This window comes from Baekduia alba (assembly GCF_028416635.1).
Taxonomy (GTDB): domain Bacteria; phylum Actinomycetota; class Thermoleophilia; order Solirubrobacterales; family Solirubrobacteraceae; genus Baekduia; species Baekduia alba.
Window position 1 is genome coordinate 5,227,527 of record NZ_CP114013.1, and the last position, 26,343, is coordinate 5,253,869.

General features: G+C 70.1%; 26 protein-coding genes. 16 read left to right on the forward strand and 10 right to left on the reverse strand.

From position 1 onward, the window contains the following. Window positions 1-47: 47 nt before the first annotated feature. The 5 genes from DSM104299_RS26245 to DSM104299_RS26265 are packed head-to-tail and all read left to right on the forward strand — an operon-like array spanning window position 48 to window position 4,366. Complete coding sequence (locus DSM104299_RS26245; RefSeq protein ID WP_272474627.1) at window positions 48-455, forward strand: DUF485 domain-containing protein; 408 nt, start codon at window positions 48-50, stop codon at window positions 453-455. Further along, on the forward strand, window positions 452-2,026 hold the full coding sequence (locus DSM104299_RS26250; RefSeq protein ID WP_272474628.1) for a solute symporter family protein: 1,575 nt from the start codon (window positions 452-454) through the stop codon (window positions 2,024-2,026). Before DSM104299_RS26245 ends, DSM104299_RS26250 begins: the two co-directional genes overlap by 4 nt. Next, window positions 2,023-3,015 carry an NADPH:quinone reductase gene (locus DSM104299_RS26255; protein WP_272474629.1) on the forward strand — a complete coding sequence of 331 codons (993 nt, stop codon included), beginning with the start codon at window positions 2,023-2,025 and terminating at the stop codon, window positions 3,013-3,015. Before DSM104299_RS26250 ends, DSM104299_RS26255 begins: the two co-directional genes overlap by 4 nt. A gap of 56 nt (window positions 3,016-3,071) precedes the next feature. Next, a complete protein-coding gene (locus DSM104299_RS26260) occupies window positions 3,072-3,491 on the forward strand; it encodes a cupin domain-containing protein (protein ID WP_272474630.1) in 420 nt (139 codons plus the stop codon). Window positions 3,492-3,493: 2 nt separating this feature from the next. After that, window positions 3,494-4,366, forward strand: a complete 873-nt coding sequence (locus DSM104299_RS26265; protein ID WP_272474631.1) for an NAD-dependent epimerase/dehydratase family protein — start codon at window positions 3,494-3,496, stop codon at window positions 4,364-4,366. A gap of 28 nt (window positions 4,367-4,394) precedes the next feature. Here DSM104299_RS26265 and DSM104299_RS26270 read toward each other — a convergent pair whose 3' ends face one another. Together DSM104299_RS26270 and DSM104299_RS26275 are read right to left on the reverse strand one after the other, a co-directional pair. Beyond that, window positions 4,395-5,621 carry a type II toxin-antitoxin system HipA family toxin gene (locus DSM104299_RS26270; RefSeq protein WP_272474632.1) on the reverse strand — a complete coding sequence of 409 codons (1,227 nt, stop codon included), beginning with the start codon at window positions 5,619-5,621 and terminating at the stop codon, window positions 4,395-4,397. Further along, window positions 5,618-5,890, reverse strand: a complete 273-nt coding sequence (locus tag DSM104299_RS26275; protein ID WP_272474633.1) for a helix-turn-helix domain-containing protein — start codon at window positions 5,888-5,890, stop codon at window positions 5,618-5,620. Before DSM104299_RS26275 ends, DSM104299_RS26270 begins: the two co-directional genes overlap by 4 nt. A gap of 170 nt (window positions 5,891-6,060) precedes the next feature. Here DSM104299_RS26275 and DSM104299_RS26280 point away from each other — a divergent pair, with 170 nt between their 5' ends. From DSM104299_RS26280 to DSM104299_RS26305, 6 genes are all read left to right on the forward strand, one after another. Then, window positions 6,061-6,993 carry an NAD-dependent epimerase/dehydratase family protein gene (locus DSM104299_RS26280; protein WP_272478113.1) on the forward strand — a complete coding sequence of 311 codons (933 nt, stop codon included), beginning with the start codon at window positions 6,061-6,063 and terminating at the stop codon, window positions 6,991-6,993. Next, entirely contained in the window at window positions 6,990-7,913 is a 924-nt protein-coding gene (locus DSM104299_RS26285; protein WP_272474634.1) for an RNA polymerase sigma-70 factor, read from the forward strand. Before DSM104299_RS26280 ends, DSM104299_RS26285 begins: the two co-directional genes overlap by 4 nt. Before the next feature lie 174 nt (window positions 7,914-8,087). Continuing rightward, on the forward strand, window positions 8,088-9,569 hold the full coding sequence (locus DSM104299_RS26290; protein ID WP_272474635.1) for an FAD-dependent monooxygenase: 1,482 nt from the start codon (window positions 8,088-8,090) through the stop codon (window positions 9,567-9,569). A 108-nt stretch (window positions 9,570-9,677) separates the two neighbouring features. Beyond that, a complete protein-coding gene (locus DSM104299_RS26295) occupies window positions 9,678-10,262 on the forward strand; it encodes a PadR family transcriptional regulator (protein ID WP_272474636.1) in 585 nt (194 codons plus the stop codon). Continuing rightward, entirely contained in the window at window positions 10,262-11,005 is a 744-nt protein-coding gene (locus tag DSM104299_RS26300; RefSeq protein ID WP_272474637.1) for an ABC transporter ATP-binding protein, read from the forward strand. Before DSM104299_RS26295 ends, DSM104299_RS26300 begins: the two co-directional genes overlap by 1 nt. A 5-nt stretch (window positions 11,006-11,010) precedes the next feature. Further along, the gene (locus DSM104299_RS26305; protein ID WP_272474638.1) at window positions 11,011-12,876 is read left to right on the forward strand and encodes an FtsX-like permease family protein; all 1,866 of its coding nucleotides are present in this window, start codon (window positions 11,011-11,013) and stop codon (window positions 12,874-12,876) included. Between the two features lie 88 nt (window positions 12,877-12,964). Here the strand turns inward: DSM104299_RS26305 and DSM104299_RS26310 are convergent, their stop codons facing one another. Next, a complete protein-coding gene (locus tag DSM104299_RS26310; protein WP_272474639.1) occupies window positions 12,965-13,180 on the reverse strand; it encodes a hypothetical protein in 216 nt (71 codons plus the stop codon). A gap of 1,068 nt (window positions 13,181-14,248) precedes the next feature. On the opposite strand from DSM104299_RS26310, the gene DSM104299_RS26315 reads away from it, so the two are divergent. From DSM104299_RS26315 to DSM104299_RS26330, 4 genes are all read left to right on the forward strand, one after another. Continuing rightward, window positions 14,249-15,781: an RNA-directed DNA polymerase gene (locus DSM104299_RS26315; RefSeq protein WP_272474640.1), complete on the forward strand. Its 1,533-nt coding sequence runs from the start codon at window positions 14,249-14,251 to the stop codon at window positions 15,779-15,781. Between the two features lie 51 nt (window positions 15,782-15,832). Beyond that, a complete protein-coding gene (locus DSM104299_RS26320) occupies window positions 15,833-16,738 on the forward strand; it encodes an exonuclease domain-containing protein (RefSeq protein ID WP_272474641.1) in 906 nt (301 codons plus the stop codon). Between the two features lie 200 nt (window positions 16,739-16,938). Then, window positions 16,939-18,498 (forward strand): HEPN domain-containing protein, encoded by a 1,560-nt coding sequence (locus tag DSM104299_RS26325; protein WP_272474642.1) that lies wholly within the window; start codon window positions 16,939-16,941, stop codon window positions 18,496-18,498. Between the two features lie 104 nt (window positions 18,499-18,602). Further along, a complete protein-coding gene (locus DSM104299_RS26330; RefSeq protein WP_272474643.1) occupies window positions 18,603-18,881 on the forward strand; it encodes a hypothetical protein in 279 nt (92 codons plus the stop codon). 261 nt (window positions 18,882-19,142) lie between these two features. Here DSM104299_RS26330 and DSM104299_RS26335 read toward each other — a convergent pair whose 3' ends face one another. The 7 genes from DSM104299_RS26335 to DSM104299_RS26365 all read right to left on the reverse strand — a co-directional run bounded on the left by DSM104299_RS26335 (window position 19,143) and on the right by DSM104299_RS26365 (window position 24,505). After that, window positions 19,143-20,291 (reverse strand): tyrosine-type recombinase/integrase, encoded by a 1,149-nt coding sequence (locus DSM104299_RS26335; RefSeq protein ID WP_272474644.1) that lies wholly within the window; start codon window positions 20,289-20,291, stop codon window positions 19,143-19,145. Then, window positions 20,288-20,536, reverse strand: coding sequence for a helix-turn-helix domain-containing protein (locus tag DSM104299_RS26340; protein WP_272474645.1), 249 nt, complete (start codon window positions 20,534-20,536; stop codon window positions 20,288-20,290). The genes DSM104299_RS26335 and DSM104299_RS26340 overlap by 4 nt, the downstream gene beginning before the upstream one ends. Before the next feature lie 406 nt (window positions 20,537-20,942). Further along, window positions 20,943-21,782, reverse strand: coding sequence for a recombinase family protein (locus DSM104299_RS26345; protein WP_272474646.1), 840 nt, complete (start codon window positions 21,780-21,782; stop codon window positions 20,943-20,945). 312 nt (window positions 21,783-22,094) lie between these two features. Further along, window positions 22,095-22,619, reverse strand: a complete 525-nt coding sequence (locus DSM104299_RS26350) for a hypothetical protein (protein ID WP_272474647.1) — start codon at window positions 22,617-22,619, stop codon at window positions 22,095-22,097. Window positions 22,620-22,711: 92 nt separating this feature from the next. Further along, window positions 22,712-23,497 (reverse strand): hypothetical protein, encoded by a 786-nt coding sequence (locus DSM104299_RS26355; RefSeq protein ID WP_272474648.1) that lies wholly within the window; start codon window positions 23,495-23,497, stop codon window positions 22,712-22,714. 67 nt (window positions 23,498-23,564) lie between these two features. After that, complete coding sequence (locus DSM104299_RS26360) at window positions 23,565-23,924, reverse strand: acyl carrier protein (protein ID WP_272474649.1); 360 nt, start codon at window positions 23,922-23,924, stop codon at window positions 23,565-23,567. Beyond that, complete coding sequence (locus DSM104299_RS26365; RefSeq protein ID WP_272474650.1) at window positions 23,831-24,505, reverse strand: GNAT family N-acetyltransferase; 675 nt, start codon at window positions 24,503-24,505, stop codon at window positions 23,831-23,833. Before DSM104299_RS26365 ends, DSM104299_RS26360 begins: the two co-directional genes overlap by 94 nt. A 118-nt stretch (window positions 24,506-24,623) precedes the next feature. Between DSM104299_RS26365 and DSM104299_RS26370 the strand changes: the two genes are divergently transcribed. After that, window positions 24,624-26,339, forward strand: a complete 1,716-nt coding sequence (locus DSM104299_RS26370; RefSeq protein WP_272474651.1) for an AMP-binding protein — start codon at window positions 24,624-24,626, stop codon at window positions 26,337-26,339. The last annotated feature ends 4 nt before the right edge of the window (window positions 26,340-26,343 follow it).

The following is a 26,343-nucleotide window of genomic DNA, read 5'->3' on the forward strand; positions in this document are numbered from 1 at the left end:
CACCCGAGCGCCGGCCCCCGCCGGCGCTGTCACGCAGGAGGAGAGAGATGCAGATCACGACGGCGCCTGGCGCCGAGCAGTTGCCCCTGCCCGCGTCCACGGACGCGCCCGGGCCCGCGGCGCCGGCGCGCGCCGCGATCGACTGGGAGGCCGCGATCCGGCTCCCGGCGTTCACCGAGCTGCGGCGCCGGCGGCGCCGGTTCGTCGCCCCGGCGGCGATCGGCGCGTTCGCCTGGATCACGCTGTGGCTGGTGCTGGTCGCCTACGCGCACCGCTTCATGGGCCACCAGATCATCGACGGCGTCAGCGTCATGCTCGTCACGGGCCTGTCGCAGTTCGTCCTGGTCTGGATCCTCGCCGCCGGCTACCTCCGCCGCGCGCGCCGCGACTGGGCGCCGCTGCAGCGGCGGGCCATCCAGGAGCTCGAGGCCATGCTGACCGGTGAGCGCGCATGATCGCCGCGACGCAGGTCAACCACACCGCGCTCGTCGCGTTCGGCGTGCTCGTGGCCATCACGCTCGGCGTGACGGTCTGGGCCGCGCGCCGGACGCGGACGACGTCCGAGTTCCTCGCCGCGGGCGGGCGGATCTCGGGCGCGCAGAACGGCATCGCGATCTCGGGCGACTTCATGTCGGCCGCGACCTTCCTGGGCGTCACCGGCCTGGTGTTCCTGGTCGGGATCGAGGGCTGGACGGTCGCCTGCGCCGCCGTCGTCGCCATCCTGCTCATGCTGCTGCTCTTCGCCGAGCGGATGCGCAACGCCGGCGAGTACACGGTGGCCGACGCGCTCGCCTTCCGGCTGCGCGAGGGCCCGGCCCGCGCGGCCGCCGCCTCGGCCACGCTGTTCGTGGCCCTGCTGTTCCTCGTGGCCCAGCTCGTGGGCGCCGGCGTGCTGCTCGGCGCGCTGGCCGGCACGAGCTTCACGCTCTCGGTGGCGATCACCGGCGTGTTCATGTTGTTGTACGTCGTGTTCGGCGGCATGCTGGCGACGACGTGGGTGCAGATCATCAAGGCGGTGCTGTTGATCGTCTGCGGCGTCGGGCTGACGGCCTGGGTGCTCGGCCGGGCCGGCTTCGACCCGACGGCGGTCATCACCGGCGCCGCCGACCGCCACCCGGCCGGCCACGCGATCCTGTCGCCCGGCCTGGCCGGCACGACCGGGCCCAACGTGATCTCCGGCGCGCTGGCCTTCACGCTCGGGTCGGCCGCGCTGCCGCACATCCTCGTGCGGTTCTTCACGGTCCGCGACGCGCCGGCGGCGCGCCGCTCGATGGGCTGGGCGATCGCGCTGATCGGCGGCTTCTTCGCGCTGCTGGTCCTGCTCGGCTTCGCGACGCGCTACGTGCTGGGCACCAGCCCGGAGGCGGTGATCGCGACCAAGAGCGGCGGCAACCTCGCGGTGCCGCTGATGGCCGAGGTGCTGGGCGGCGGACCGGGGACGACGGCCGGCGACCTGCTGCTGGCCGTGGTCTCCGCCGTCGCGTTCGCGACGATCCTCGCCGTCGTCTCGGGCGTGGTCATCTCGGCCAGCGGCGCGGTGGCCCACGACCTGTGGACCAAGCTGCTGCGCGGCGGCCGGGCCAGCGATCGCGAGGAGACGATCGCCGCCCGCGTGGGCGCCGCGGGGGTCGGGACCATCGCGGTCGTGCTGGCGATGATGGCCGGCTCCGGGTTCAACGTCGCGTTCCTCGTCGGGCTGGCGCTGTCGGTCTCGGCGGCGGCGAACTTCCCGGCGCTGCTGCTGTCGTTCACCTGGCGGCGGTTCACGACGACCGGCGCGGTCGCCGGCGTCGCGGTCGGCCTGCTGGCCTCGCTCACCTGCATCGTGCTGAGCCCGCCGGTGTGGCCGGGCGCTGACGGGAACGGCTCGCCGCTGGCGCTGACCAACCCCACCATCATCGCGGTGCCGCTCGGCTTCGCCGCCTGCTGGCTGGGCAGCGTGCTGAGCAGCCGCCACGAGCCGAAGGCCGAGCGGGGCTACGCCGAGATGCTGTTCCGCTCGCTCACGGGCTACGTCGCCCCGTGAGGGCGGCGTGGTACGACCGGACCGGTCGGGCGCGGGAGGTCCTCGCCCTCGGCGAGCTCCCCGCGCCGGCGCCGGCCGCCGGCGAGGTGCTCGTCCGCGTGCGGGCGGCGGGCGTCAACCCGGCCGACGTCAAGCGCCGGGCCGGCGCCGGCGGCCGCACGATGGCCGCGCCGCGCGTCGTGCCGGGCGACGACGGCGCCGGCGTCGTCGAGGCCGTCGGCGCGGGCGTGGACCCGGCGCGTGTGGGCCAGCGCGTGTGGGTGCACGACGCGACCGTCGGCCGGCCGTGGGGCACGAGCGCCGCGCTCGCGGTGGTCGACGCCGCGAAGGCGATCAGACTCCCCGATCATGTCGACTTCACGATCGGTGCGTGCCTCGGCGTGCCGGCCCTGACCGCGCACCGCGCCGTGTTCGGCGACGGCCCGGTGGCCGGCCGCGCCGTTCTGGTCACCGGCGGCGCGGGCGCGGTCGGCGGGTACGCGATCCAGCTGGCGCGCTGGGGCGGCGCGCGCGTGGTCGCGACCGCGAGCACGCCAGAGAAGACGCGCGCCGCGGCCGCCGCGGGCGCCGAGCAGGTCGTCGACTACCGCGCCGAGGACGCCGCCGAGCGCGTGCTGGCGGCCTCCGGCGGCCCGGTCGACCGCGTCGTCGACGTCGCCTTCGGAGCCAACCTGCCGCTCACGGCGCGCGTGCTGGCGACGGGCGGCACGATCGCCGCCTACGGCTCGGACGCCGTCCCCGAGCCAGGTCTGCCGTTCTACCCGCTCATGCGCCGCGACGCCCGCCTGCACCTCGTGTCGGTCTTCGCGCTGCCGTCGCCCGCGCGTGCCCAGGCGATCGCGGCCCTGACGGATCTGCTGGAGGACGACGGGCTGCGCCACCCCATCGGCGCCCGCTTCGACCTCGACGACATCGCCGCCGCGCACGAGGCGGTCGAAGACGGCGGCGTCGTTGGCCGGGTGGTCGTGACGCTTCCGACTGGTCCATGAAACCAGCCGCCTACTGGACCACCTCGCCAGACCAATCGCTTCCTACCCTCGCTCGCATGACGATGATGGACGGCAGCCGAAACATCCTGACGATGCTCGACGAGGTGCATCCGCCGTTCGTGCCCGAGGGCGCGCACGTGATGACGGCCACGGTCGAGATCCCGCCGGGCGACCCGGGGATCCGCCCGCACCGGCACTCCGGCCCGGTGTTCGGCTACGTGCTCGAAGGCGAGATGACCTTCGAGCTCGAGGGCGAGGCGCCCCGGCCGATCCGGGAGGGCGAGGCGTTCTGGGAGCCCGGCGGGGACGTCATCCACTACCAGGCGGCCAACAACCTGCCCGACGCGGTGACCCGATTCGTCGTCGTCATGGTGTGCGCGCCCGACGTGCCGATGTTGACGTTCCCGGACGCGGACGAGCTCGCCGAGCGCGCGCACCTGCGCCACCCGGCGGCGCCGGCCGGATCGGAGGCGTAGCGGTGCGGGTCTTCGTGGCCGGCGGGACCGGCGTCCTCGGCCGCCGGATCGTGCCCGCGCTCCTCGCCCAGCGCCACCACGTCACGGTCATGGTGCGACGGCCGGAGCGCGCCGCGCCGCTGCGCGCTCAGGGTGTCGACGTGGTCGCCGGCGACGTCTTCGACCGCGACGTCACGCTCCGGGCGCTCGCCGCGGCGCGGCCCGACGTCCTGCTGCACCAGCTGACCGACCTCGCCGCCGGCTCGACCGAGGCCAACGCCCGGATCCGCGTCGAGGGCACGCGCAACCTCGTGGACGGCGCTGCGATCGCCGGCGTGCGCCGCGTCGTCGTCCAGAGCATCGCCTGGGCCTACGCGGGCGGCGACGACCCCGCCGACGAGCGCACGCCGCTGGACACGGGATCCACCGACGACGTCCGCCGCCGCTCGGTCGACGCCGTGATGGCGATGGAGGCGACCGCCCGGGAGCTGCCCGAGTCCATCATCTTGCGCAACGGCGCCCTCTATGGCCCGGGCACGTGGTACGCCCGCGACGGGCTCTTCGGCGAGCGCGCGCGGGCCGGCGTGCTCGGGCCCAGCCGCGACGTCACCAGCTTCGTCCACGTCGACGACGCCGCGGCCGCCGCGGTGCTCGCGCTGCAATGGCCGGTGGGCGCCGTGAACGTCGTCGACGACGAGCCGGCCGCCGGCGACGTGTGGACGCCGGCGTTCTGCGCTGCCGTCGGCGCGGCGGCGCCGCCGGCAGCCGAAGACGGGGCGGACGCCGCGCCGCGCACCACCTGGGCGCGGGGCGCGTCCAACACCTACGCCCGCGCGACGCTCGGGTGGACCCCGCGCTGGCCGTCGTGGCGGGAGGGGTTCGCGGAGCTGGCCTGAGGTCCTCGAGGTGGCGCGCGGCCGAGACCTAGAGCGCGGAGCGCTCGTCGACGACCGAGATGACGGTGTCGATCACCGGATCGTGCCAGCCGTCGCGCAACGCCTCGCCACGCAGCGTCCGGGCCTCGGCCTGCACCCGCTTGGCGAGCGCGGCGCGCCGGGCCGCGAAGGCCCGGGCGCCGAGGCCGAGGTCGCTCGCGAAGCGCGCCCACGCGTCCGGACCGATCTCCTCCACGGTGAACGCGCCGCCGATCCCGAGCGCCAGATCCTGGTTGAGCTCCGGGTAGGCCGCGGTCGACACCACGTCGTACAGCGGGGCCAGGCGCACCCGCCCGTCCTCGTGCAGCAAGGACATGTTCTTGGCGTGGGCGTCGGCGTTGCCGACGAGGAGGTTGAAGACGGTCGCCTCGGCCACCGCGAGGCGGTCGGCGCCGGGGCGCGCGCCGTGGTCGGCGAGCAGCTGGGCGACGCCGGCGAACGACGGCAGCCGCCAGCCGCGCTGCTGGTACTTGAAGTCCGGCGTGATGCCGAGCGCCTGGCAGAGGTCCTCCTGATGGCGCCGGCGGACGGGCGCCGCGGCGAGGTCGCGGTCGAAGCGCTCCACGACGAGGCACGGACGATCGGCGAACGTCGCGAGCTCCACCTTCGCGGCGCCCAGGCCGCAGCGCGCGGCGAGCGACATGCAGAAGTGCTCGTTGATCGCGATCGCCGGGTAGTTGTCGTCCTTGGGCTGGGGCTTGAGGATGTGCGTCGTCGGCATGCCGTTGAGCGGCTCGCCGTAGCGCCCGCCCGCGTCGCGGACCAGGACCGCCTTGCGCTGGACGCCGGCGAGGCTGAGGCGCAGGCGGCCGTCGGCGGCGAGCAGGCCGAGCGGGCGCCCCGGCAGGTCCTCGATCAGCTGGTCCATGCCGTCGGCGTCCAGCCACGCGACGCTCGGCGTGTCGGACAGGCGCCGCGTCTCGAAGATCTGGATGGCGCCCGCGCAGTCGCGCCCCAAGGCCGCCAGGAGGCCGTAGCTGTCGCCGGCCGGGAGCTTGAGCTGGCCGGCGATCTGCTCGCGCACGACGCCTTCGGGCAGCAGCGCCTCGAAGAACGGCCGCGACTCGACGGCGCTGAACGTCGTCTGCGTCGTGGGCAGCGACAACGACAGCGCCCGCGACGCGTCGGTGTAGGTGTAGGTGAACTCGCGTGACCGCTCCGAGTGCTGGTCGAGCTGCCCGACCTGGCGCCCGTCCCAGGCGACGATCAGGCTCACCGCTGGCCCCGACGCTGCACGTCGAGGTCGAGCCCGAGCGCCGCGAGGACCCGGAGCAGCACGTCGACGCGCACCGTCGCGTGCGCGTTCTCGATCCGGCTCACCGACCGGACCGCGACGTTGGCGACGAGGGCGAGCGTCGGCTGGTCCATGCCCTGCCGCTTGCGCTCGGCCCGGACAGCGGCGGCGACGCGGGCCAGCGTGGGATCTCGGTTGGAGAGGTCAGGCAAAACATGCGCGATCGCGCACGGCAGGGGGATCTCGACCACCGGTGGCCAAAACATGCGCGATCACGCATAATCTACCGCATGTCCGCTGAAATGGTCAAGACGTGCGCGATCGCGCACGCGCACCCGGAACGCGATCGCATGTCACAGCCGGCCGGACCGTCTCGTCTCGGATCTCAGAGACAGGTTCTACGATCAGGAGGGCAGTGAGCATGCGGGTGTTCTTGGCAGGTGGGAGCGGCGTTCTGGGGCGGCGGCTGGTGCCGCAGCTCGTGGCCCGGGGCCACCAGGTGACGGCGACGACGACGAGCGCGGACAAGCTGGCCCTGCTGGCGCAGCTGGGTGCCGACGCGGTCGTCATGGACGGTCTGGACGCGGGGTCGGTCGGCGAGGCGGTGGCGACCGCCCGGCCGGACGCGATCGTCCACCAGATGACCGCGATCTCCCTGGCGCACGCCGGCAAGCCGGACCTGAAGCATCCGGATCGGTGGTTCGCCAAGACCAACCGGCTGCGCACCGAGGGCACGGATCACCTGATGGCGGCGGCGGAGGCGACCGGCGTGCCCCACGTCGTCGCGCAGGGCTACGCGAGCTGGAACGGCATCCGCGAGGGCGGCTGGGTCAAGACCGAGGAGGACCCGCAGGACCCGATGGACGGGACGGCGGCGCAGGTCGGGATGGAGGCGATCCGCCACGTCGAGGACGTGGTCCTCGCGGCCGGCGGCGCATCGCTGCGCTACGGCGCGTTCTATGGGCCGGACGCGATCGACGACCAGGTCGAGCTGGTGCGCAAGCGGCAGTTCCCGCTCGTCGGGCGCGCCACCGGCTACAGCTCGTGGGTGCACCTGGACGACGCGGCGAGCGCCACCGTCCTGGCGGTGGAGCAGCGGGCCAGAGGTGCGTTCAACATCGTCGACGACGACCCCGCTCCGGCGAGCGAGTGGCTGCCCTACTTGGCCGAGTGCGCGGGCGCGAAGCGGCCGATGCGCGTCCCGAAGTGGTTGGCCCGGCTGCTGGCCGGGGAGCAGGCGGTGGTGATGATGACCGAAGGGCGCGGCTTCTCCAACGCCAAGGCCAAGCGGGAGCTCGGCTGGGAGCCGCGGTACCCGTCGTGGCGGCAGGGCTTCAAGGCGGAGCTGACGTGACCCGGACCGAGGAGTTCGAGCAGCAGCGGCCGCTGCTGTTCTCGATCGCCTACCGGCTCCTGGGCAGCGTGAGCGAGGCCGAGGACGCGGTCCAGGAGGCCTGGCTGCGCTACGCGGCCACGCCGACGCGGCCCGCCTCGGTCAAGTCCTTCCTGGCGGCGGTGGTCACCCGGATCGCGATCGACGTGCTGCGCTCGGCGCGCGTGCGCAGGGAGGAGTACGTCGGGCCGTGGTTCCCCGAGCCGCTGCTGACCGATCCCTACCAGGACCCCGCGCGGTCGGCGGAGCTGGCCGACTCGCTGTCGATGGCCGCCCTGTTGCTGCTGGAGCGGCTCTCCCCGCTGGAGCGGGCGGTGTTCGTGCTGCGCGACGTGTTCGCCTTCGACTTCCCGGAGATCGCCTCAGCGGTGGGGCGCTCTGAGTCGGCATGCCGGCAGCTCGCGGTGCGGGCGCGCCGCCACATGGATGACGGCCGGCCCCGGTTCGCGGCCGACCGCCGGGAGCGCGAGGAGCTCGCCGGGCGCTTCTTCGCCGCCTGCCGCGACGGCGACGTCGACGGCCTGCGGGAGCTGCTCGCCGCCGATGTGCAGATGCTCAGCGACGGCGGCGGCAAGTCGCCGCAATGGGGCAGCGGCGTCTTCGGCGTCGACCGCGTGACCCGCGTGCTCGCGGCCTCCTTCCCGCAGCTCGCCCGGATCGGCGCCGCCGTGGAACCGCACGACGTCAACGGTCAGCCGGGCGCGATCTTCCGCGACCGGGACGGCAGCGTCATCAACACGCTGGCGCTCGACATCCTGGACGGCCGGATCCAGACGATCCGCTCGGTCCTCAACCCCGACAAGTTGGGGCACATGGGCCCGGTGGCCGACGCCTGGACGGTCGTCCGCGAGGTCAACGAGGCGCGCCGGCCGGGAGCCTGAAACGCGAAAGGAGAGGCCGTCACCGCTCCTCTCCACCCCCATTTTATATCGCACATGGGGGCTTGAAACAAGCCCCGGGGTGTGCTGCATAATCGCCCGCCGCAAGCGAGAACCGATGAATGGGAAGCGTGAGAAATGAGTGTTGCTGTTGATGTGGCCGGACGGGATGCGGCGATGGGCGAGCATGCGGTGGTGATCGCCGGAGGCGGTCCGGCGGGGATGATGCTGGCCGCTGAGCTGGCGTTGGCGAAGGTCGACGTCGCGATCGTCGAGCGGCGCCCCGATCACGTGCTCGCCGACTCACGGGCCGGCGGCGTCCACGCGCGCACGATCGAGGTCCTCGATCAGCGTGGGATCGCCGATCGGTTCCTCGCCGAAGGTCAGACGGCTCAGGCCGCGACGTTCGGCACGACCGTGTTGGACATGAGCGACTTCCCGACGCGGCATCCGTATTCGCTCGGGATCTGGCAGAAGAAGATCGAGCGGATCATGGCCGCCTGGATCGCCGAGCTGCCGGTGCGGATCATGTACGGGTGCGAGGTGACGGGCTTCGCGCAGGACGACACCGGCGTCGACGTCGAGCTGTCCGGCGGCCAGTCGCTGCGGGCGCGGTACCTCGTCGGGTGCGACGGGGGACGCAGCCTGATCCGCAAGGCCGCCGGCATCGAGTTCCCGGGGTGGGATGCGACGCGGAGCAACCTGATCGCCGAGGTGGAGGTGACCGAGGAGCCGCCGAAGGGCCTGCGCCACGACGCCTCCGGCGTCCACGCCCTCAACCGGATGGAGGACGGGCGGACGTTCCGGGTCGTCACGACCGAGCGCCAGGTCGGGTCCGGCACCGAGCCCACGCTGAGCGACTTGAGCGAGGCGCTGATCACGGTGTACGGCACCGACTTCGGGATCCACAGCCCCACGTGGATCTCCCGGTTCACCGACATGACCCGCCAGGCGGCGTCCTACCGCGCGGGCCGCGTCCTCCTCGCCGGCGACGCGGCGCACGTGCACTACCCGGCCGGCGGCCAGGGCCTCAGCCTCGGCGTGCAGGACGCGGTGAACCTGGGCTGGAAGCTCGCGCAGGTCGTCGACGGGACCTCCCCGGAGAGCCTCCTCGACACCTACCACGACGAGCGCCACCCGGTCGCCGCACGCGCGCTGCGGCACACGATGGCCCAGACCACGCTCCAGCGCCGCGACGAGCGCATGCTCGCCCTGGTCGAGGTGGTGTCGGACCTGGCGACGCTGGACGAGCCTCGCAAACGCCTCGCCGGGATCATCTCCGGGCTGGACATCCACTACGACGCCGGCGAAGGCGGCCACCCGCTCGTCGGACGCCGGATGCCGGACCTGGACCTCGCGACGGCCGACGGCGACGGCGGCGGCCCGCTGCGGGTCTTCGAGCTGCTGCACGATGCTCGGCCGGTGCTCCTCGACTTGAGTGAGCGCGGCGGCGTCGACATCACGCCGTGGGCTGGCCGGGTGGAGCTGGTGGTCGCGCGGTACGCGGGCGAGTGGGAGCTGCCGGTCCTGGGCGCCGTCGCCGCGCCGTCCGCCGTGCTGATCCGGCCGGATGGCTACGTGGCCTGGGTGGGAGAGGGCTCCGACGCGGGGTTGGCCGACGCGCTCGCCAGGTGGTTCGGAGCGCCGGTGGCGGCGTAGCCGGGCGAGAAGGCCGACGCGGGGGCTTCACCTCCGGGGCGCTTGACATCCCTCCTAGATAACCGTTACCGTCGGATTAGATAACGGTTAGAGAGGAGGCGTCCTTCGATGCCTCGAGCGGTTGGCGCAGCAAGCAAGGAGCCGTCGCACGGCTATCAACTGCGGGTCGTCCAGGAGATCCTGCTGGCGCTGCTCGCCAAGGACGCGTCGCACGGCTACCAGCTCCGCGCGCGCCTGCAGCTCGCGCTCGGCCCGCTGGCGGAGGCGCTGAACGCCGGCCAGGTCTACGTGACGCTCGCGCGGCTCGACAAGGCGGGGCTCGTGCGCGCCGAGCACGTCGGCCAGTCCGATCGTCCCGACCGCAAGGTCTACGAGCTCACCGAGGAGGGGCGCGCGCGCGTCATGGCGTGGTTGGACGACACGAGCTGGCCCAAGCCCGCGCCGGCCGAGTTCCACCTCAAGCTGGTCGCCGCCGCGACGGCGGGCCTGGGCGATCCCGTCCGGATCGTCGACGTCCAGCGCCACGCGGTCCTGGCCAACCTGGCCGAGGCGCAACGGGCCGCGCTGGCCCAGCCCGACGGCGCGGTCGCCGGGCTCCTGCTCGAAGGCGTGGTGCTGCGGCTGCAGGCCGACCTGCAGTGGCTCGAGGCCTGCGCCCGCTATTGGAGCTCCATGACGACGAAGGGACGCTGATGGACATCGGCCGACCGCTCGTGCAGACGCACGAGCTGCGGATGGACTACGGACAGGGAACCGGCGCCGTGCACGCGCTCGACGCGGTCGAGCTGGCGGTCGCCGCCGGCGAGACGCTGGCGATCATGGGGCCGAGCGGCTGCGGGAAGTCGACGCTGCTGCACCTGCTCGGCGGCCTCGAACGGCCGTCGGCCGGCGAGGTGCGGCTGCAGGGCGAGCGCATCGACCACCTCAGCGAGCGGGCGCTCGCGCGGCTGCGCCGCGACGCGGTCGGCTTCGTCTTCCAGGCCTTCCACCTGATGGACGAGCTGACCGCGATCGAGAACATCGAGCTGCCCGCGCTGCTGGCCGGCGCCTCGCCGCGAACCGCGCGACGGCGGGCGACCGAGCTGCTCGACCGCGTCGGGCTGACGGACCGCGCCGCGCACCTCCCGTCCGCGCTCTCGGGCGGTCAGCGCCAGCGGGTCGCGGTCGCGCGGGCGCTCAGCAACGAGCCGCTGCTCGTCCTGGCCGACGAGCCGACCGGCAACCTCGACAGCACCGCGACCCTCGACGTCCTGCGGCTCTTCGACGACCTGCGCGCGACCGGCCAGACGGTCGTGATCGTCACCCACGACGCGCGGATCGCGGCGACCGCCGACCGTCTCATCTCGATGCGCGACGGTGCCTTCGTCGAGGAGACCCGGCTGACCCACGGCTCGACCGGGCGGCTCGGCGCGCTCGCCGGGCTCGAGGAGGCCTGAGCGCCATGGGCCGCGTCCTGCTCGTCCTGCGCCTCGCGGCGCGCGACGTGCGCCGGCATCCGGCGCAGGCCGTACTCCTGGTGGCGACGATCACCGCTGCCACCGCCACGCTGACGCTCGGCCTCGTCCTGCACGGCGTGGTCCAGACGCCGTACAAGAGCACCCGCGCCGCGACCGCCGGGCCCGACGTGGTCGCGCGGGTCGAGCCGCCGGAGCCCGGGCCGAGCGGCACGCCACCGGCCGGCGGCCGCCACGCGTCGGTGAACCCCGCCGCGCTCGACGCGCTGACACGGGCGCGCGGCGTCGTCGCGCACAGCGGTCCCTACACGCTGGCCGACACCACCCTGACCGCGCACGGCACCCGCGCGGCGGTCCAGGCCGAGGGACGCGACGTCGCCCCGGCCACGCTCGACCAGCCCGAGCTCACCGCCGGCCGCTGGGTCCACGACGGCGGCGTGGTGGTCGAGCGCGCGTTCGCCGACGCCTTCGACGTCCACACGGGCGACGCGGTCAAGGTCGGCGGCCGGTCGTTCCGCGTCGCCGGGATCGCGGTCACCGCCGCGATGTCGCCCTACCCGTCAGCCGGCTCGATGGTCCGCGGGCACGTCGTGCATCCGGGCCTGGTCTGGCTCACCCGCGCCGACGCCCGCCGGCTCGCGGTGGCTCCGGAGAGCGTGTCCTACATCATGAACCTGCGGCTCGCCGATCCGGCGCGCGCCCCGGCGTTCGTCAGCGCGCACGAGCCCAGCGAGAGCGAGAGCCTGAACGCGCCGCCGGGTGCGCGTCCGTCCGTCCCGCCACCGCCGCCGATGCTGCAGTCCTGGACGCAGCTGAGCGACAACGCCGGCAACCTCGTGCGCAACGAGCGGCGCGCGCTGCTGACCGGAAGCTGGCTGCTGGGCCTGCTGGCGCTGGCCAGCGTCGCCGTGCTCGTCGGCGGGCGGATGGCCGGCCAGATGCGGCGCGTCGGCCTGCTGAAGGCCGTCGGCGCCACGCCGGGCCTGGTCGCGTCGGTGCTGCTCGCCGAGTACGTGGTGCTGGCGCTGGTCGCCGCCGCGGCGGGGCTGGCGATCGGTCGCCTCACCGCCCCTCCGCTCGCCGATCCCGGCGCCGGCCTGGTCGGCGGCGCCGGCGGGATCCCGTTCGGCGTTGTCGATGTCCTTGTCGTGATCGCGGTGGCGGTGGCCGTCGCGATCGTCGCGACGCTCGTGCCCGCGGTCCGCGCCGCACGGGTCAGCACGGTGCTCGCGCTGGGCGACGCGGCCCGTCCGCCGCGGCGCAGCGCCCGGTTGATCGCGCTGTCGGCACGGCTGCCGGTGCCGTTGCTGCTCGGCCTGCGCGTGGCCGGGCGCCGCCCGCGCCGCTCGCTGCTGTGCGCGGCCGGCGCGACGATCACCGTGGCCGGGATCGTCGCCGTGCTCTGTGCCCACGCGCAGCTCGACGCGCAGCGGACGACGTCCGCCCTGGCCGATCCCCGCACCGACCGGCTGAGCGACGTGCTGGCGCTGATCGCGGTGATGCTCGTCGCGCAGGCGTCCGTCAACGCGGTCTTCATCACCTGGGCGACGGTGCTCGACGCTCGCCGCACGTCCGCCCTCGCTCGCGCGCTCGGCGCGACGCCGGGCCAGGTCGCCGCCGGCCTCTCGGCCGCGCAGGTCCTCCCCGCGCTGGCCGGCGCGATCGTCGGGATCCCCGCGGGCCTCGGGCTCTTCGCGGCGGTGAGCCCGGACGCCGCGCCGGCGCCTTCGGCGTGGTGGCTGCTGGCGACCGTCGCGGGCACCGTCGTCGTGGTCACGGCGCTCACCGCGATCCCGGCGCGCGCCAGCGCCCGGCGGCCGGTCGCGGCGGTGCTGCGGTCGGAGTTGGGGTAGCCGCGCCCTGCGGCGCGCCGGCGACACGACCGGGATATGCAGGGTCCGTTGCGCCGGCAGCGGGCCCACCGGCTCCGACGTCTGGCCGTCACGACCGCTGGGCGCATGCGCGCGCGATGGTTGCGCGACCCAGTCGTTGCAGGCCTTTGAGGTACTCGGCGTGGCTGGTCCAGTCCGCGTCGCTCTGACCACCGAGGATCATCTCGACGGTGTCGAGGTGCGCCTCCAGAAGCTCGTCGAGGAGCCACAGCAGAGCGTCTCGATCGTGGGTGGATCCGACCATGTTGGCTCCCAGCGCGGTCACGCGATCCGCGACGGCGCGATCTCAGCGCGGCGATCGACGGCGTCCTCGCGACCGCGGCGCAGGCTCAGGTGCCGGGCGGCCGCTCGGCCGGGTGTCGCAGCAAAGATTGCACGACGAGGTCGCGCTGCGAACTCCGGCCTGGCTGCTGCGGAGCGCTGCTCGACGCGTGCTCGGCCTTGGCCCTGGCGGCGTCGGATTCTCTGATCTCTCGCACGTGCGGCGTCAACATGTCGCTCTTCTCCCGCGTGGTGGAGCCTGACGGTAGCCCGCCCTCGCCACATACGTCCAATACGAATCGAAGCGACCCCGCATACACGCCCAGCTATAAGCGAACTCTGGCCTCCGCGACGCTGGCGCACCTCTTCCAGCGACGCACTCCCTTCTCGTCGTTGGTAGCGGTCGGTCGGCCCGTCGGAGTACGAGCCGTCCTTGCGCCAGCACCGGCGCGTCTCCACCGTCGACTCCCGCGGAGCTGAACGCGGCATCGTGCGCCGCCGTCGTCGCCGCTGAACAACCACGCGTCGAGATCGACTCGACGGGCAGCGAAGGGACCCCAATTGGACTCCGTTCGACCTGGATACAAACCCCATCGCGGCGCTCGGACAACTCCAACGAGTCGCGAGCTACGGCGCCTTGCAGGGACTTCCCGAAGAGCCGACGCGGGGACTCGAACCCCGGACCCCTTCATTACGAGCGCCGCTCTGGTGCGCTCAGTGGTTGAAGGAGTGGTGTCGCTGCCAGTCAAGTCGCTGCAAAGCGCAAGGCTTTGCGGACTAGGCATGGGTGGAGTGTACCCGGGCTGAGCGGGATTTGGGACCCAAGCCGGCCCGTGCTGCGACGCCGCGGCTCCGTTGTCCGGCGTCAGCCTGAACAAACCTACCGGCACGATGGCGGTGTGCCCGACCGTTTCACCCTCGGGCTTGGCGATGCACTTCTTGCTCGCTCGTCGATACCGCGTCGCAGACGTCTTCAGTCAGTCGCCCCAGTCCACTATCGCGCCGTCTCTGCATATACGGTGCCGCGATCACCGCTCCACTCACGCAACTCGTCGACCTCCGCTCCGTCTGGGTGTCGACTAAGAACGAGGTTCGCTCCGTAGCCTTCCGCAACCCCTTCGAACTCGAGATCTTGGATGCGAGTGTCGAGCAATGGCTGCCAGAACTCGAGGCGCGACTGACGTCTGACGCCTACACGCCGGACACCGCCACGCTGATCGAGTTACCGAAGGCGCGAGGCCTCGTTCGACCGATCGCGCTGATGTCGTTGCGCGATCGCGTGGTCTACAACGCCTGCGTTCATGCCTGCTTCGACGCGATCTTCGCGGAACTCGCATGGGCTCAGGGGACCAAGGACTTCGCCTATCGCCTAAGTCGTCCCGCTAAAGCTCCTCCGTGGTTCAAGAACGCGTTCAAAGGCTGGGACTCATTTCGGCGCGCCAGCCTCGCGAATCTCAGCGAGCGCGGCTCGGTCGCGATCACGGACGTGGCCGCGTTCTACGAAAACATCTCAATCAAGCTCCTTCTCTCCGATCTCCGAGCACTCGGCAGTCCCGAGCATCCGTTGCGCGTCCTGTCCGCCTGTCTCAATCGCTGGTGCCAGGTAGAAGGGCGTGGCCTTCCGCAGGACTCCTACGCCTCTCACGTCCTGGCGAAGCTCTACCTGCAGCCGCTGGACCGGATGCTGCAGCACCATCACCTGCTGCATGCCCGGTACTCAGACGACATGCGGATCTTCTGTCACACAGAAGAAGAGGCGCAGCGCGCGCTGGTCGAGACAGCACGGACCCTCCGCCGGAGAGGCCTGAGTCTGCAGGGTGCTAAGACACGAGTCATCTCGGGTGAAGATGCACGTCATTTGATTGAAGGGCGAACGCCGACGATTGCACGCATACGCCGGCAGTGGCGGCAGGCAGTCCTCGACTCCATGCAGGCCGGTGAAAACTCGCCGTACCTAACAAGTGGAGAGATTGATCAGTTGATCCGCGATGACCCGGGCCGGATTCCGCTAGCCGTCATTCGCGACGCCTTCGACGCTTTCGTGGCCGAGCGCGAGCAGTCAGGCTTTGACAAGTCGATCTTCCATTTCCTTCTCAACCGTCTCGCCGCGGCGAAGGACAAGCATGCTTTGCCGCACCTGGCGCCCTTGCTCGCCGACTTCCCGCAGGAGACGCCGTTCATCCTGCGTTACGTGCGTCGGGCGGAGAGCGAGTCTGAGTTTGAGCCCTCGCTTCTCGGGTTTCTGCGGACGGCTCAGGGGGGCGTGTACGACGCGCAGCGGCTACTCGTCTTCGCTTGGTGGGCTGATGGCGATGCGCACCCGTCGGACGAGGCGATTTCTCTCGCGCGCGATGTTGCGCTCGACGAGGCGGCACGACCGATGATGAGAGCAGCGGCCCGCGCCGTGCTCGCGCGGCGCGCGGAGTTGTCGGATCTCGAGCGGTTGCTTGACGAGTACGAACGTTCTCGCGACGAGCTCGAGAAGGCGCAAATCATCTGCTGTCTAGGCCGTCTAGAACGGTCACGGCTCCGAGCATTCACCGGCCGCGTCCACGGTGACGGTGCGCTGCCTCGCTACGCCGCGGCGTGGCTCGCGACGAGGTAGTTCGATTCGTAATATCTGAGCGGTATAGGGTGCACACGTCAGGGAACGCTGATGAGCGGAGAACGGATGGAACCTTGGGTCGCGGTCGACTTCGAGACCGCTTCGAGCGACCGTGCCAGCGCGTGCGCCGTCGCCGCAGTTGCCGTCGCGGACGGAGCCGTGGTCGACGAGCGTCGGTGGCTCATCCGGCCACCGGGCAACAAGTACGACGCATTCAACACGTTCATCCACGGCATCGACGGCTCAATCACGCGAGATGCATCCGAGTTCTCGACGGTGTGGAGCGAGGTCCTGGACTTCGCCGGCGGTCGGACACTGGTCGCCCACAACGCTGGCTTCGACATGGGTGTCGTCCGCGCGGAGCACGTTCGCACCGGTGCCACGCCCGCGGAGATTAACTATGTCTGCTCGCTCGTTATGGCCCGACGCCAGTGGACGGGGCTCCCCAGCTACAGCCTCCCCTGGGTCTGCGACCACGTCGACGTCGTTTTGGCCGATCACCATGATCCGCTCGCGGACGCTCGCGCCTGCGCGGAGGTGATGCTGAAGCTGCTCGCGACACTCGGCACGACGACCCTCTCCGAGGCCGCCGAGCGCCTCACGGTCTTCGTTGGGTCATACGGTCCGCACGACGTCCGATGCACGATCAAGGACCACAAATCTCGGCTGGGCAGGCTGCCCGAAAACCCCGACGCGGATCCCGATCATCCGCTCTACGGCATGCACTTGGTTTTCACTGGAACCCTCCAGCAATGGCGTCGCGAGGACGCCGCCCGCCTTGCGGTCCAGTGCGGCGCCATCTGCGCCAACTCCGTGACGCGCTCGACCGACTATCTCGTCTGTGGCATCAGTGACCCACGCGTCCTTCGAGGCCACACGATGAGCACCAAGCTGCGGAAGGCGACGGCTCAAGGCGTCGAACTCCTTACCGAGCTGGAGTTCACGCAGCTGCTCTGACTCGGCATGGGTCATCGGCATCTCGTCGAAGGGCATGGTGCATCTGGTCCGGTCCAGTGCTGCCGGCGGCAGAGGTGAGCGCGACGCGCTCCGCGATCCGACCCTCGGTACGCCAGGCGAGCCACCGACGGCACCTGGGTCGCTCGCGGTGGACGCAGAGAGTGCGAGGCCTGTCGTGACCACAGTAGGCTCGCGGCTTCATGCACACGACGGATCCAGTCGGCTTCCTGGGTCGGGACTTCGTCGGCTACGTGGCCGACCTGGCTGTCGGTGAGATCGACGACGCAATCGCCGACCACACCCACCCTCGTCACGATGACGTCTGTGTCGCGATCAACGTCTGTCAGACGTTCCTAGCCGACGCAGCTCTTGGTGTTCACAGTGGAGTCGCGCGGATGTGCGCCGAGGACGGCGAGCACTCAGTCGGCAACGCTCTCCGCCGCCAGGCGGGGCACGAAGTGCCCGAGATTGTGGACGCCGACCCGCTGCTGTCAACGATTTTCGCAATCGCGCGTGACGTCTACCCGGCACTGCTTCTCCCGCCGTTGCGCGACCCGTTTGCGTCCGCTGCGCTCGTAACTCCAGCGCATCGGATAGTCATGTCGGCGGTAATGGAGCACCCAGCCGCATCCCGGTTCGCGGAGGCCGTAAGGGACGACCCACTGTTTGAAATGCTCGGCGATGGCACGGCGCCGCCGTTCTTTATGTTCGCGGCAGGAACGGGCGCTGCCGTAGACCTTGACGCTCTGCCGGCGGCGGTCATTGGCGCGGCGGCTGCTCGGTCGCGGCTTCTCGATGCCCAGTTCTCGCTAGGCGGACTTGTCGCGCAGTTGCGCGCTGTGCTCGCCGATCTTCGGGCAATCGGTCGTGGTGAGCGGATTCGAGTCCCTGTCGCCACAAGCGTTCAGGGCATCGAAGTGCAGCCGGCTGTTAAGTTCGATCTGCCGTGGGGCGTGCTCCGATCGATGGACCAGAGCACTCTCAATGCAATTGGAGACGCGTTTCCGGCGCAGGGGGCCGCATTCGTGACGACGATCGAATGCGATGTCGCAGTCGGCGACGCCTCGGCCCCCGAAGGCCCTCCCACGCCGCGGCAGTCGGCAATGCGCGCGTTCAACACGACGCTCGATGAGCGGGTCGAGAAGCTCGCGCTAACGCTTCTGCTCGCGAACCATAATCCGCGTGTCGCAGGTGTGGTGACGCGTGTGGTTGCGATCACGCCGCTGTTTGGAGTCGGCTGGGGAGCGGTCGGCAGAGCCACCGAGCCCGGGCCGGCCCAGCAGCGAGCCCTAACCACCCAATCAGCGGCTGCTCTGACCGAGGCGGCGGCGCTCGTGGATCTGAGATACGCACCAACGCTGGCGATCCCAACGCGCCGGTTGACGTCGGCGCTCTCCGTACGCCATGACTTGGAGGACAGTCTTGTGGATGCTGTCGTCGCTTGGGAGAGCCTTTTTGCCGGCACTGACGCAGGCGAGCTTACGTTCCGTATTGCGGCGGCCATGGCATGGCTTCTTGGCGCGACGGTCGAAGACCGTCTTCGGCTTCATCGAGAAATCTCATCGCTGTACGGCGTGCGTAGTCAGATCTTGCATCGCGGCCGCGCCGGGCGGGATTTGACCGCCGAACGGGATCGCGCCGTAGAACTCGGCGTTCAGGCGATCACGGCGCTATTGCGCGACCACCCCGATCTCGTAGCCGACGAGAATCGAGGCAAGAAGCTGATCATGCGTGGCGAGATGCCGGATGCGTCGAACTAGCGCGCCCGCTCACATGCGGATGGGTGAGTCTGATGACTGACGAGACACGCCGGGCTGTCGCCTATGTCGTCGGACGCCTAGCCGGTCAGCGGGACACTGGCGCCGTGTATGACTTCACGGCCCGCAAGCACTTCCAATTCTCCGGAGAGGTGACACCTGGAAGCGTTCAGGTGTACGACTATGGCGCTCGTTGCCATATCAGTGGGTCTCCCAGCTCGATGTACCACCACGGGAACCGGCGCCACCTAACGGTGACGTTGAGCGGGAGCAGCTTCAACGGCTACGACTTCGCATCGCGACGACATTTCAACGGAACGGTGTCGGGCTCGTCGATCGCGATTTACGACTTCGAAGTCGGACGCTTCTTTCAGTACTCGGTGTAGGCGGTCCGCGAGGTCGTCGAACTAGGCGCCCGGTACTCGGCTCGTCGGGCTACAGAAGTCCCTCCGATGCTCTCTCTGTCGCGACGCTTTGTCTGGCGCAAGCGACCGAGGCCGCGGGTGAGATCAGTCTGATGGCCCGAGACTTACTCGACGACAGCCGAGGCCGAAACGATGAGTCTAGGCGGGCACCGAGACGCGAGTTGGTGGTCATGGTCGAGGCGCTGGCGGCGGGCGCCGAGTAGGCCCGCCGCTGGAGTGCGTTCAGGTAGAGGAGTCGCGAGCGGCCCGGATGAGGTCGCTCGCCGGCACTCGTGGCTGTCGTCGGTGCTCGGCGAAGACGTGTGCGTACGTCTTCAGCGTCTCGGTCGGTGAGTGGCCGAGTTGTTCGGCGAGCTCGACGATCGAGGTGTTGCCGTCAGGGATCATCAGCGACGCGAAGGAGTGGCGGAGGTCGTAGGGACGCGGACGGCCGAGGTCGATGGCCTCGGTCGTTGCGTTGAAGTGCCGGCGCCGCCAGTTCTTCCAATCGTCGGGTCGCATCCAGCCGCCGTCGCTCCGGCCGAACAAAGGCGCGTCGGGTCGTGTTATCTCCTTCATGTCGCACCAGGCCAAGATGTCCTCGCGGAGTTCCGGCAGGAGGTCGACGGTCCGGTACACGCGGCCGGTCTTCTGCAGCTTCAGCGACCCGTAGGACACCGCTTGCTCGACCAAGATGGTGTCCTCGCGGATATGGCGGCGTTCGAGGGCGATGCCTTCGCCAGGGCGGACACCGGCGTAGGCCAGGACGCTCACCAGCGTGGCTGAGAAGTGGTCGCCGTCAGCGAGGAGTGCGCGACGCAAGCGCTCGACGGTCGCGGGATCGAGCACTTCGATCGCGCGGAGACGGCCTTGCCGAGGCTTCCGCACGACCGAGACCGGATTGCGCTCGGCTTCACCCCACTCGACTCCGAGGGTGAACATGGCCTGTAACAACACCATCGCGCGACGGACGGTCTCGCGACCGACTCCGTTGCCCAGCATGTCGGCACGCCACTGCGCGACCGCGCGAGGTGTGATCTCGTCGAGGACCATGTCTCCGAAGCGCGGGGCGAGGTGCCGCGACCAGCATCGGTCGTAGCTGACGATCGTCGCGCGGGCCAGCCGGGCAACGGCGTCGGCGCGGTAGGTCGGCCACAGCGCGGCCAAGGTGTTGTCCCTGACCGTGCCGCCGATGGAGCCGGTCTGCGCGAGTTCGAGCGCGAGACGAGCGCGTTCGAGGTCGGCCTCCTCGAACGTGTCGAAGCTCAGCCGACGGCGGGCGCCGTCCTGGTCGGTCCAGCGGACAGTTGGCGTGGTCGAGATGCTGCCGTCGGTGCGACGCCGGCGTCGCTGCTCGACGCGCGGCTTGCGGGAGTCGGCGGCGGCGGTCATGAGGAACCGCCATCGTCGTCCGAGAACAGCCAGCGGTCGAGATCGGCGGGCCGGATGCGGAACCCACCACGAGCAGCGTTCGCGCCTCGCACTCGACCGGCGCGTAGCGCGCCGCGATCGATCGCGCGTCTGATCGTGCGCTCGTGGCAGCGGACCCGCTGCGCAGCTTCGGCGATCGTGAGATATCCCGACGATGAAGTCTCTGGCGACAGCTCATCGTCGAAGGGCAGTTCGAGTTGCGTCATCGCTTCTTCAGTCGATGAGCGGCCCGAAACACCCTCGCCCAATCGCAGACGCGAACAGGCAGGACACAGCTCAAACAGACCCTGCGAGACCCCGTTCTGCCCCAACAACTGGGAGTCAGCGGGATGCGCGGCACCCACGCTTGGGTGCGGAAAGTGCGCATTTGCAGCGACTCCCTGACAAGCCGACGCGGGGACTCGAACCCCGGACCCCTTCATTACGAGTGAAGTGCTCGCTCTGCTGAGGGGCTGGAACCTCTGACAAATCCCTGTAAGACCCTGAGGTCTGAAGGGATGTCATCGCACCTCAAAGTATACCGGGACCGCTCCCGAACCACCACGGTGGCCCCGAGATGGCCCCGGGTAGATCATCAACTTGGACGGGCCGAATCCAGCGGCCTGCGCGGAGCTAGCCGCGCTCGTCGGCGTCGGGGCCGAGCCCCAGAAATTTCCTTCTGAGAGACTGAGCGAGGCGCCAGGTGACCGGATCGACGAGCGCGTTGTGCGCGTCGGCCAGGATGTAGGTGCCGCAGCGGGCTTCGCCGAGGTAGACACGGTTCTTGAACAACAACGCCATGGTCGTTCGAGTCCAGAGACTGCCGCCGCGCGCGCTGCGGATCTTGCCGTCGCGCAGGATCTGCCCGGCCGCGTCAAGGCTCGCGCCTCGGGCGCGCAGGGCGAAGGCCTCGCGCACCGCGGGCGCGGTCTTAGGATGGGGTCGCAGGCGGCCGTCGGCGCGGCGCCGGTAGCCAACTGGCGCGACGCCAGAGCCGTGGACGCCGCGCGCGACCGCGCGGCGGCGAGCGTCGTCCCAGCTGGCGCGGATGCGATCGCTGTCGAACTCCGCGTAGGACAACATCAACCGCAGCACGAGCCGGCCGTGCTCGGTGGACAGATCGAAGCCCTCCTGGACCGAAACGAAGGTGCCACCCGCGCGCTGGATGCGATCAAGATGGTCAAGAGCATCGCGTAGCGAGCGGCCAAAGCGATCGAGCTTGGCGACGATGATCCCGTCGCTGACCCCCGCCTCGACGCGACCGATCAACTCCTGCAGCTTCGGTCGATCGGCGCGGCGCCCAGAGGCGTCGAGCTCCTCGGCCACGTTGAGCAGCTTCGCACCGCGGATGGCACACCACGCGTCGATCTGCTCGCGCTGCACACTGGGCGAGATAAACGACGGACCGGCTCGCCCGCGAACGTCGGAGACGCGGATGTAGCCATCGAGACGAAGCGCCGTGAAAGCATCCATGCGCCCGATGATCCCCCTGACGTCGTGCCGCGTCGAGCCCGCGCGGCCGGTAACAACGGAGTCGTCAACCAGCGGGGGCGCATCGCGTCGAACACCGACCGCCCGTAAAACGTCGCATGGTTCGCGTCTCCCGTAATGACTCCCACGACCCGGAGCCGGAGTCGGCTTCGAGACGTCTCATCGCTGTGGGCACTGCGGGTGCGTGCATCGACCCTGCGGCAAGAACTCAAGCCGATAACGCGAAGGGCGCGGATTCAACCCAACACGAAGACTGCGCAATACGCCTACATCAGGCGATGCCTTAGACGCGCGTCACCGGCAGAGGCTGCGGACGGCCCAGGACGAGGACGAGGACGAGGAAAGTCGCGCGGACGCTTTCAACGCCGAGGGGCGCCCCTTGACGATGACGCTGACGTGGACGATCGTGCCGACCTTCGGGTGCGCCAGCGTTCCGTGGGGCGGATCGATGATGTCGAGCGTGGACTGCTGGTAGCAGTGCGTCCCCTTGGCGCTCTTGGCGGTGACGAAGCCTCCATGGTCGCTCATCGAGAAATCGAGGTCGGGACCGTAGCCGTTGATCCGCGCGCCGGCGAGGATCGTGCCCGAGGCCGAGCGCGGAAGCGCCGTCGTGGTTCGGACGACCACCTCGTAGTAGACCTTGCCCGACGACGAGCGATGGAACGTGACCACTGGCTTCCCGGAGATATGCGGAGGGGCCGAACTGGCAGCCTGCCCACTGGCAGCCACGCTCAGCGACAGAGCACACGCGGCGAGCGCACCGAGCACAGCCAAAGACGTGCGGGAACGAGCGGCGAGGAGCGAAAGAGTGTGGTTCATTGGTAGGGCCAGTCCTTACGATTCGGTTTCGTCGATCTTAACGACGGCGAGGCGCAAAAGGTTGCGCCCCGCCGCCCTCGATATGTCCGCTTCTAGCACTGAGCGCTGCCAGTTGGCAGTGGGTTGGGGAAGCTCGTCTTCTCCATGAACACCCACGAGCCGTGGTCGTCGTCGGCCACGCTTGTGCGGGCCATGACGAACTGGTTGTTGGTCGTGACGTAGCGCCACTCGACGCAGGTGCCGCCGGGCAACTGCCGCTGGTTGTCGGCGGGATTGTTGGCGTTCGTGAGCGGGCTCACGTTGGCGAAGTTGTTCACGGCGCCGGTGAGCGAAACCTTCATGCCCGTTCCGCAGCCGGAGCAGTTGAACGCCGAGCCGAACGTGCTTGGGTCGGCCTGCCAGTCGGTCGGGCAGGTCGAGTGCGGCGTGCCCGAGCCCGGGTTGATGTTCGCCGCCAGCGTGAAGCCGCAGTTGTTGTAGTTCCCGTAGATCGTGCCGCGGTACCAGGTGCCGCTGCCCTTGTTGACGACGTCGAACGTCCCGCCGTTGAAGGCGGATCCGAGAACGTAGCCCGCCGACGTGTTCCGCAGCAGGCTGATCGGACCGCGGGGGTTCGCGAACGTGTACCGATCCTGAACTCCCAACGGCGTCACGGTGCCGCCGAACGCGGACGCGGGCGCGCCCTTGACGAGCTTGGTCGGCTGCTGGGGGTCGTGCGGGTCGACCGGCGGGGTCGGCGTGACGTACTGCGGTGCGACGCCGCCACCTGGCAGCGTCGGGGCCGTCTCCACATATGGCGCGGCGAACGCGGGCGACGCCATCATCGCCACCATGCCCACAGCAGCGCCCGAAGCGCGTGTTACGTGCTCTGCTCTCAACGCAGTCACTCCTTAGTGAGTCGATCTACAAGTGTTGCCGCGTGCGAAGCGCGATCTCGGCGGCCCGTCAGGCGGTGACGGGCGAGACGCAAAGGCGATGGAGCTCGACGGCGGTGAGCTCTCGCAACTCGGCATCGGACCGATCAAGGACGTCGACGGCGCCGTACACCACGTCGAACAACGCAGCGATCTCCGATAGCGCCAGTGAGTCGACGTCAAGGTCGGAGAACGGGCGCGTGTCCTCGACGAGCTCGTCTTTGGGGACCTTCAAGATTGCAGCCATCTCGTCTCGGAACGCTTCCCAGGAGGGGCGGCCATCTCCGGGCGCTGGTGTCACCGCGTCGTCTCCGCCGGGAAGTGCACGGCCACCCGGGTCGGCTTTTGCACGCGTTCGGTCTCGAGAACGCGTGCGGCCTGCTCCTGCCACCGTTCGCGATAGACAGCCAAAGTGACGAGATCCCAGTGCTGCCCAGCGTAGGTGTAGTGGTCCTTGAGTCGAGCTTCGACCTCGAAGAAGCTGCCCAGGCCACTGGCGAACTGGGGCAGGTTGTATGACGGCGTCTCGAGGTAGAGCTTCCGGAACTCCCAGCTGCCGAAGACGTACTGCAGGAACAACGCGATGCCACGCATGAAGCGTGGTGTGCGGTCGTCCGGGTCGAAGCGGAGGCCGGCGATGTACGCATGCTGGTCCTGGAACGAGTGCCGATATGCGAGCACGAGACCGACCGGAACGTCGGCGCCTTCGGCCACCACGATGAACTGCGCGAGGACTCCCGACCACAGGGTCGACATCCATTGCTCGGGACTCGGCGTCTGACCGCGATAGCGCCAGTTGAGCGCCAGTTCGTTGTTGGTCTCGAGGAGCTGGAGGATCCCGTAGTCGTTGGGCGTCACCGGCTGTAGCGCCACGCTCCGGCCGCGCAACGGCGGAATCGGCGGTGCGGGCATCGACTTCGCGCGAGCCATCAGTCGCTCGGCATCGACAACGAATTGGAACTCGTCTGGCACGCGTACCGCTCCTGGATCGCTGGACATCCCGCCAAGGCAGCGGGGACTCTAGGGCGGTAAGGGAAATTAGTCAAAGTGAGTTGTGCAGAGCATATGGACGCCGTAGCGTACGCGCCCGATGCACACCTCAGACAGGCTGTCGGGTGCCGGTCGAATCCCCGGACTGTTATCGATCATCGACGCAGATCGAGGCGCGACGCCGATACTCACGACGTGGGACGACGGCGCCTACCACGCCTGGACATGGGACGACTGGCGTTCCCGCAGCGAACGTGCAGCCGGTGCGCTGCATGCCAGCGGGGTCAGGAGCGGGGACGCAGTCGCCGTTCTCCTCACCAACGGGTTCGATAGTTGCGCGGCGGTGGTGGGCGCGTGGCTGCTCGGCGCGCATGTGGTGTCCCTGCCGATGCCACCGCGCGGGATGGACTTCGAGCGCTATCAGCAGTTGCTCGGACGCGTGCTCGACCACGCGCGGCCTGCGGCGACCGTGGCCGACCAGGCCTACGCGAGCGTGCTCAGCGGCGCGCAGGCCGAGGCCACGCCGACGCTTGCCTTGCAGGCCCTTCGCGATGCCCCGCCCATGGTCGGGCCCGGGCTGGCCGATGATGACATTGCCTTCGTACAGTTCTCCTCGGGGAGTACGCGCGAGCCGCGAGGTTGCGTGCTGACGGCGCGGGCGGTGGCCTGGCAGCTGGATGCCCTGGCCCACGCGCTGCGGATCGATCCCGAGCGGGATCGTGGTGCGGTCTGGCTGCCGATGTCCCACGACATGGGCCTCTTCGGGTGTGTGCTCCTCAGCTACTGGACCGGTCACCCACTTATGCTAGGGGATCCTCAGCGATTCCTGCGCAACCCTATGACCTGGCTCGAGGATTGCCGGTCGCACGGTGCCACTGTGAGCGCCGCGCCCAGTTTCGCGCTTGACCTCGTGGCACGCGCAATCGGTCGCCGCCCGGCGCTCCAAGCCGGCATGCCGGCCACCATGCGCAAGCTCGTGCTCGGCGGAGAGCCGATCTCGACGCACACGCTGCGAACGGCCACCGATCCGGCAACCGGTCTCGGGCTCCCCCCGGAGGCCCTCCTGCCCGCATACGGCCTGGCCGAGGCCACGCTGGCGGTCACGCTTACGCCGGTGGACGACGGCGTCCCCGGCTCTCTGCGTGTGGACGCCGCGGCACTGAGTCGCGGTCGCGCGGGGCCTTGCTCGGCGGGGTCTGAGCAGGCGGGCACCGACGCGGTCGAAGTGGTCGCATGCGGCCGTGCGCTGCCGGGGGTCGATGTGCAGATCGAGTCGCCAAAGGGGGGAGGCGACGGCGCCGTGGGTGAAATCTGCGTACGGTCGCCTGCGCTCGCCGCCGGGTACATGGGCGATGACGGCTGGGCGTCGCGCTGCCAGGGCGGCGTGTTGCGCACCGGCGATCAAGGGTTCCTTCACGACGGACGTCTCTACGTGCTCGGGCGGAAGGACGACATGGTCTCGGTCGGTGGACGCAATCTCTTCACTCGGGACATCGAGTTGGCGCTCTCGGACGCGGGCGCGATCAAGCCCGGGCGGGTCGCTGTGGTGAACGTCGGCCGGGTCGGCACCCCGGAGCTGGCGGCGGTGGTGGAAGACGCCGACTCGCGCCGCGACTTGCGCGAGCTCGCGCGCGAGCTCGCGCGTACCTCCTTCCGCGACTGCGGAGCTCGCCTCTCGAGCTGTGTCTTCGTCGAAGCCGGCATGCTGCCCAAGACCTCGTCGGGCAAGGTGCAGCGTCATGGCTGCGTTGCGCTCGTCCGCGCCGGCGGCGCAGGGGTTGTTGCCCGCGTGGCGTTGACGTCGGAAGGAGCCTGAGCAG

What these genes read in the sequence shown, in the direction of transcription:
- DSM104299_RS26260 (WP_272474630.1), top strand. Translation starts at nt 3,072, where the DNA reads ATGACGATGATGGACGGCAGCCGAAACATCCTGACGATGCTCGACGAG.
- DSM104299_RS26325 (WP_272474642.1), top strand. Translation starts at nt 16,939, where the DNA reads ATGCACACGACGGATCCAGTCGGCTTCCTGGGTCGGGACTTCGTCGGC.
- DSM104299_RS26305 (WP_272474638.1), top strand. Translation starts at nt 11,011, where the DNA reads ATGGGCCGCGTCCTGCTCGTCCTGCGCCTCGCGGCGCGCGACGTGCGC.
- DSM104299_RS26280 (WP_272478113.1), top strand. Translation starts at nt 6,061, where the DNA reads ATGCGGGTGTTCTTGGCAGGTGGGAGCGGCGTTCTGGGGCGGCGGCTG.
- DSM104299_RS26350 (WP_272474647.1), bottom strand. Translation starts at nt 22,619, where the DNA reads ATGAACCACACTCTTTCGCTCCTCGCCGCTCGTTCCCGCACGTCTTTG.
- DSM104299_RS26335 (WP_272474644.1), bottom strand. Translation starts at nt 20,291, where the DNA reads ATGACCGCCGCCGCCGACTCCCGCAAGCCGCGCGTCGAGCAGCGACGC.
- DSM104299_RS26340 (WP_272474645.1), bottom strand. Translation starts at nt 20,536, where the DNA reads ATGACGCAACTCGAACTGCCCTTCGACGATGAGCTGTCGCCAGAGACT.
- DSM104299_RS26290 (WP_272474635.1), top strand. Translation starts at nt 8,088, where the DNA reads ATGGGCGAGCATGCGGTGGTGATCGCCGGAGGCGGTCCGGCGGGGATG.
- DSM104299_RS26250 (WP_272474628.1), top strand. Translation starts at nt 452, where the DNA reads ATGATCGCCGCGACGCAGGTCAACCACACCGCGCTCGTCGCGTTCGGC.
- DSM104299_RS26295 (WP_272474636.1), top strand. Translation starts at nt 9,678, where the DNA reads ATGCCTCGAGCGGTTGGCGCAGCAAGCAAGGAGCCGTCGCACGGCTAT.
- DSM104299_RS26345 (WP_272474646.1), bottom strand. Translation starts at nt 21,782, where the DNA reads ATGGATGCTTTCACGGCGCTTCGTCTCGATGGCTACATCCGCGTCTCC.
- DSM104299_RS26245 (WP_272474627.1), top strand. Translation starts at nt 48, where the DNA reads ATGCAGATCACGACGGCGCCTGGCGCCGAGCAGTTGCCCCTGCCCGCG.
- DSM104299_RS26320 (WP_272474641.1), top strand. Translation starts at nt 15,833, where the DNA reads ATGAGCGGAGAACGGATGGAACCTTGGGTCGCGGTCGACTTCGAGACC.
- DSM104299_RS26370 (WP_272474651.1), top strand. Translation starts at nt 24,624, where the DNA reads ATGCACACCTCAGACAGGCTGTCGGGTGCCGGTCGAATCCCCGGACTG.
- DSM104299_RS26300 (WP_272474637.1), top strand. Translation starts at nt 10,262, where the DNA reads ATGGACATCGGCCGACCGCTCGTGCAGACGCACGAGCTGCGGATGGAC.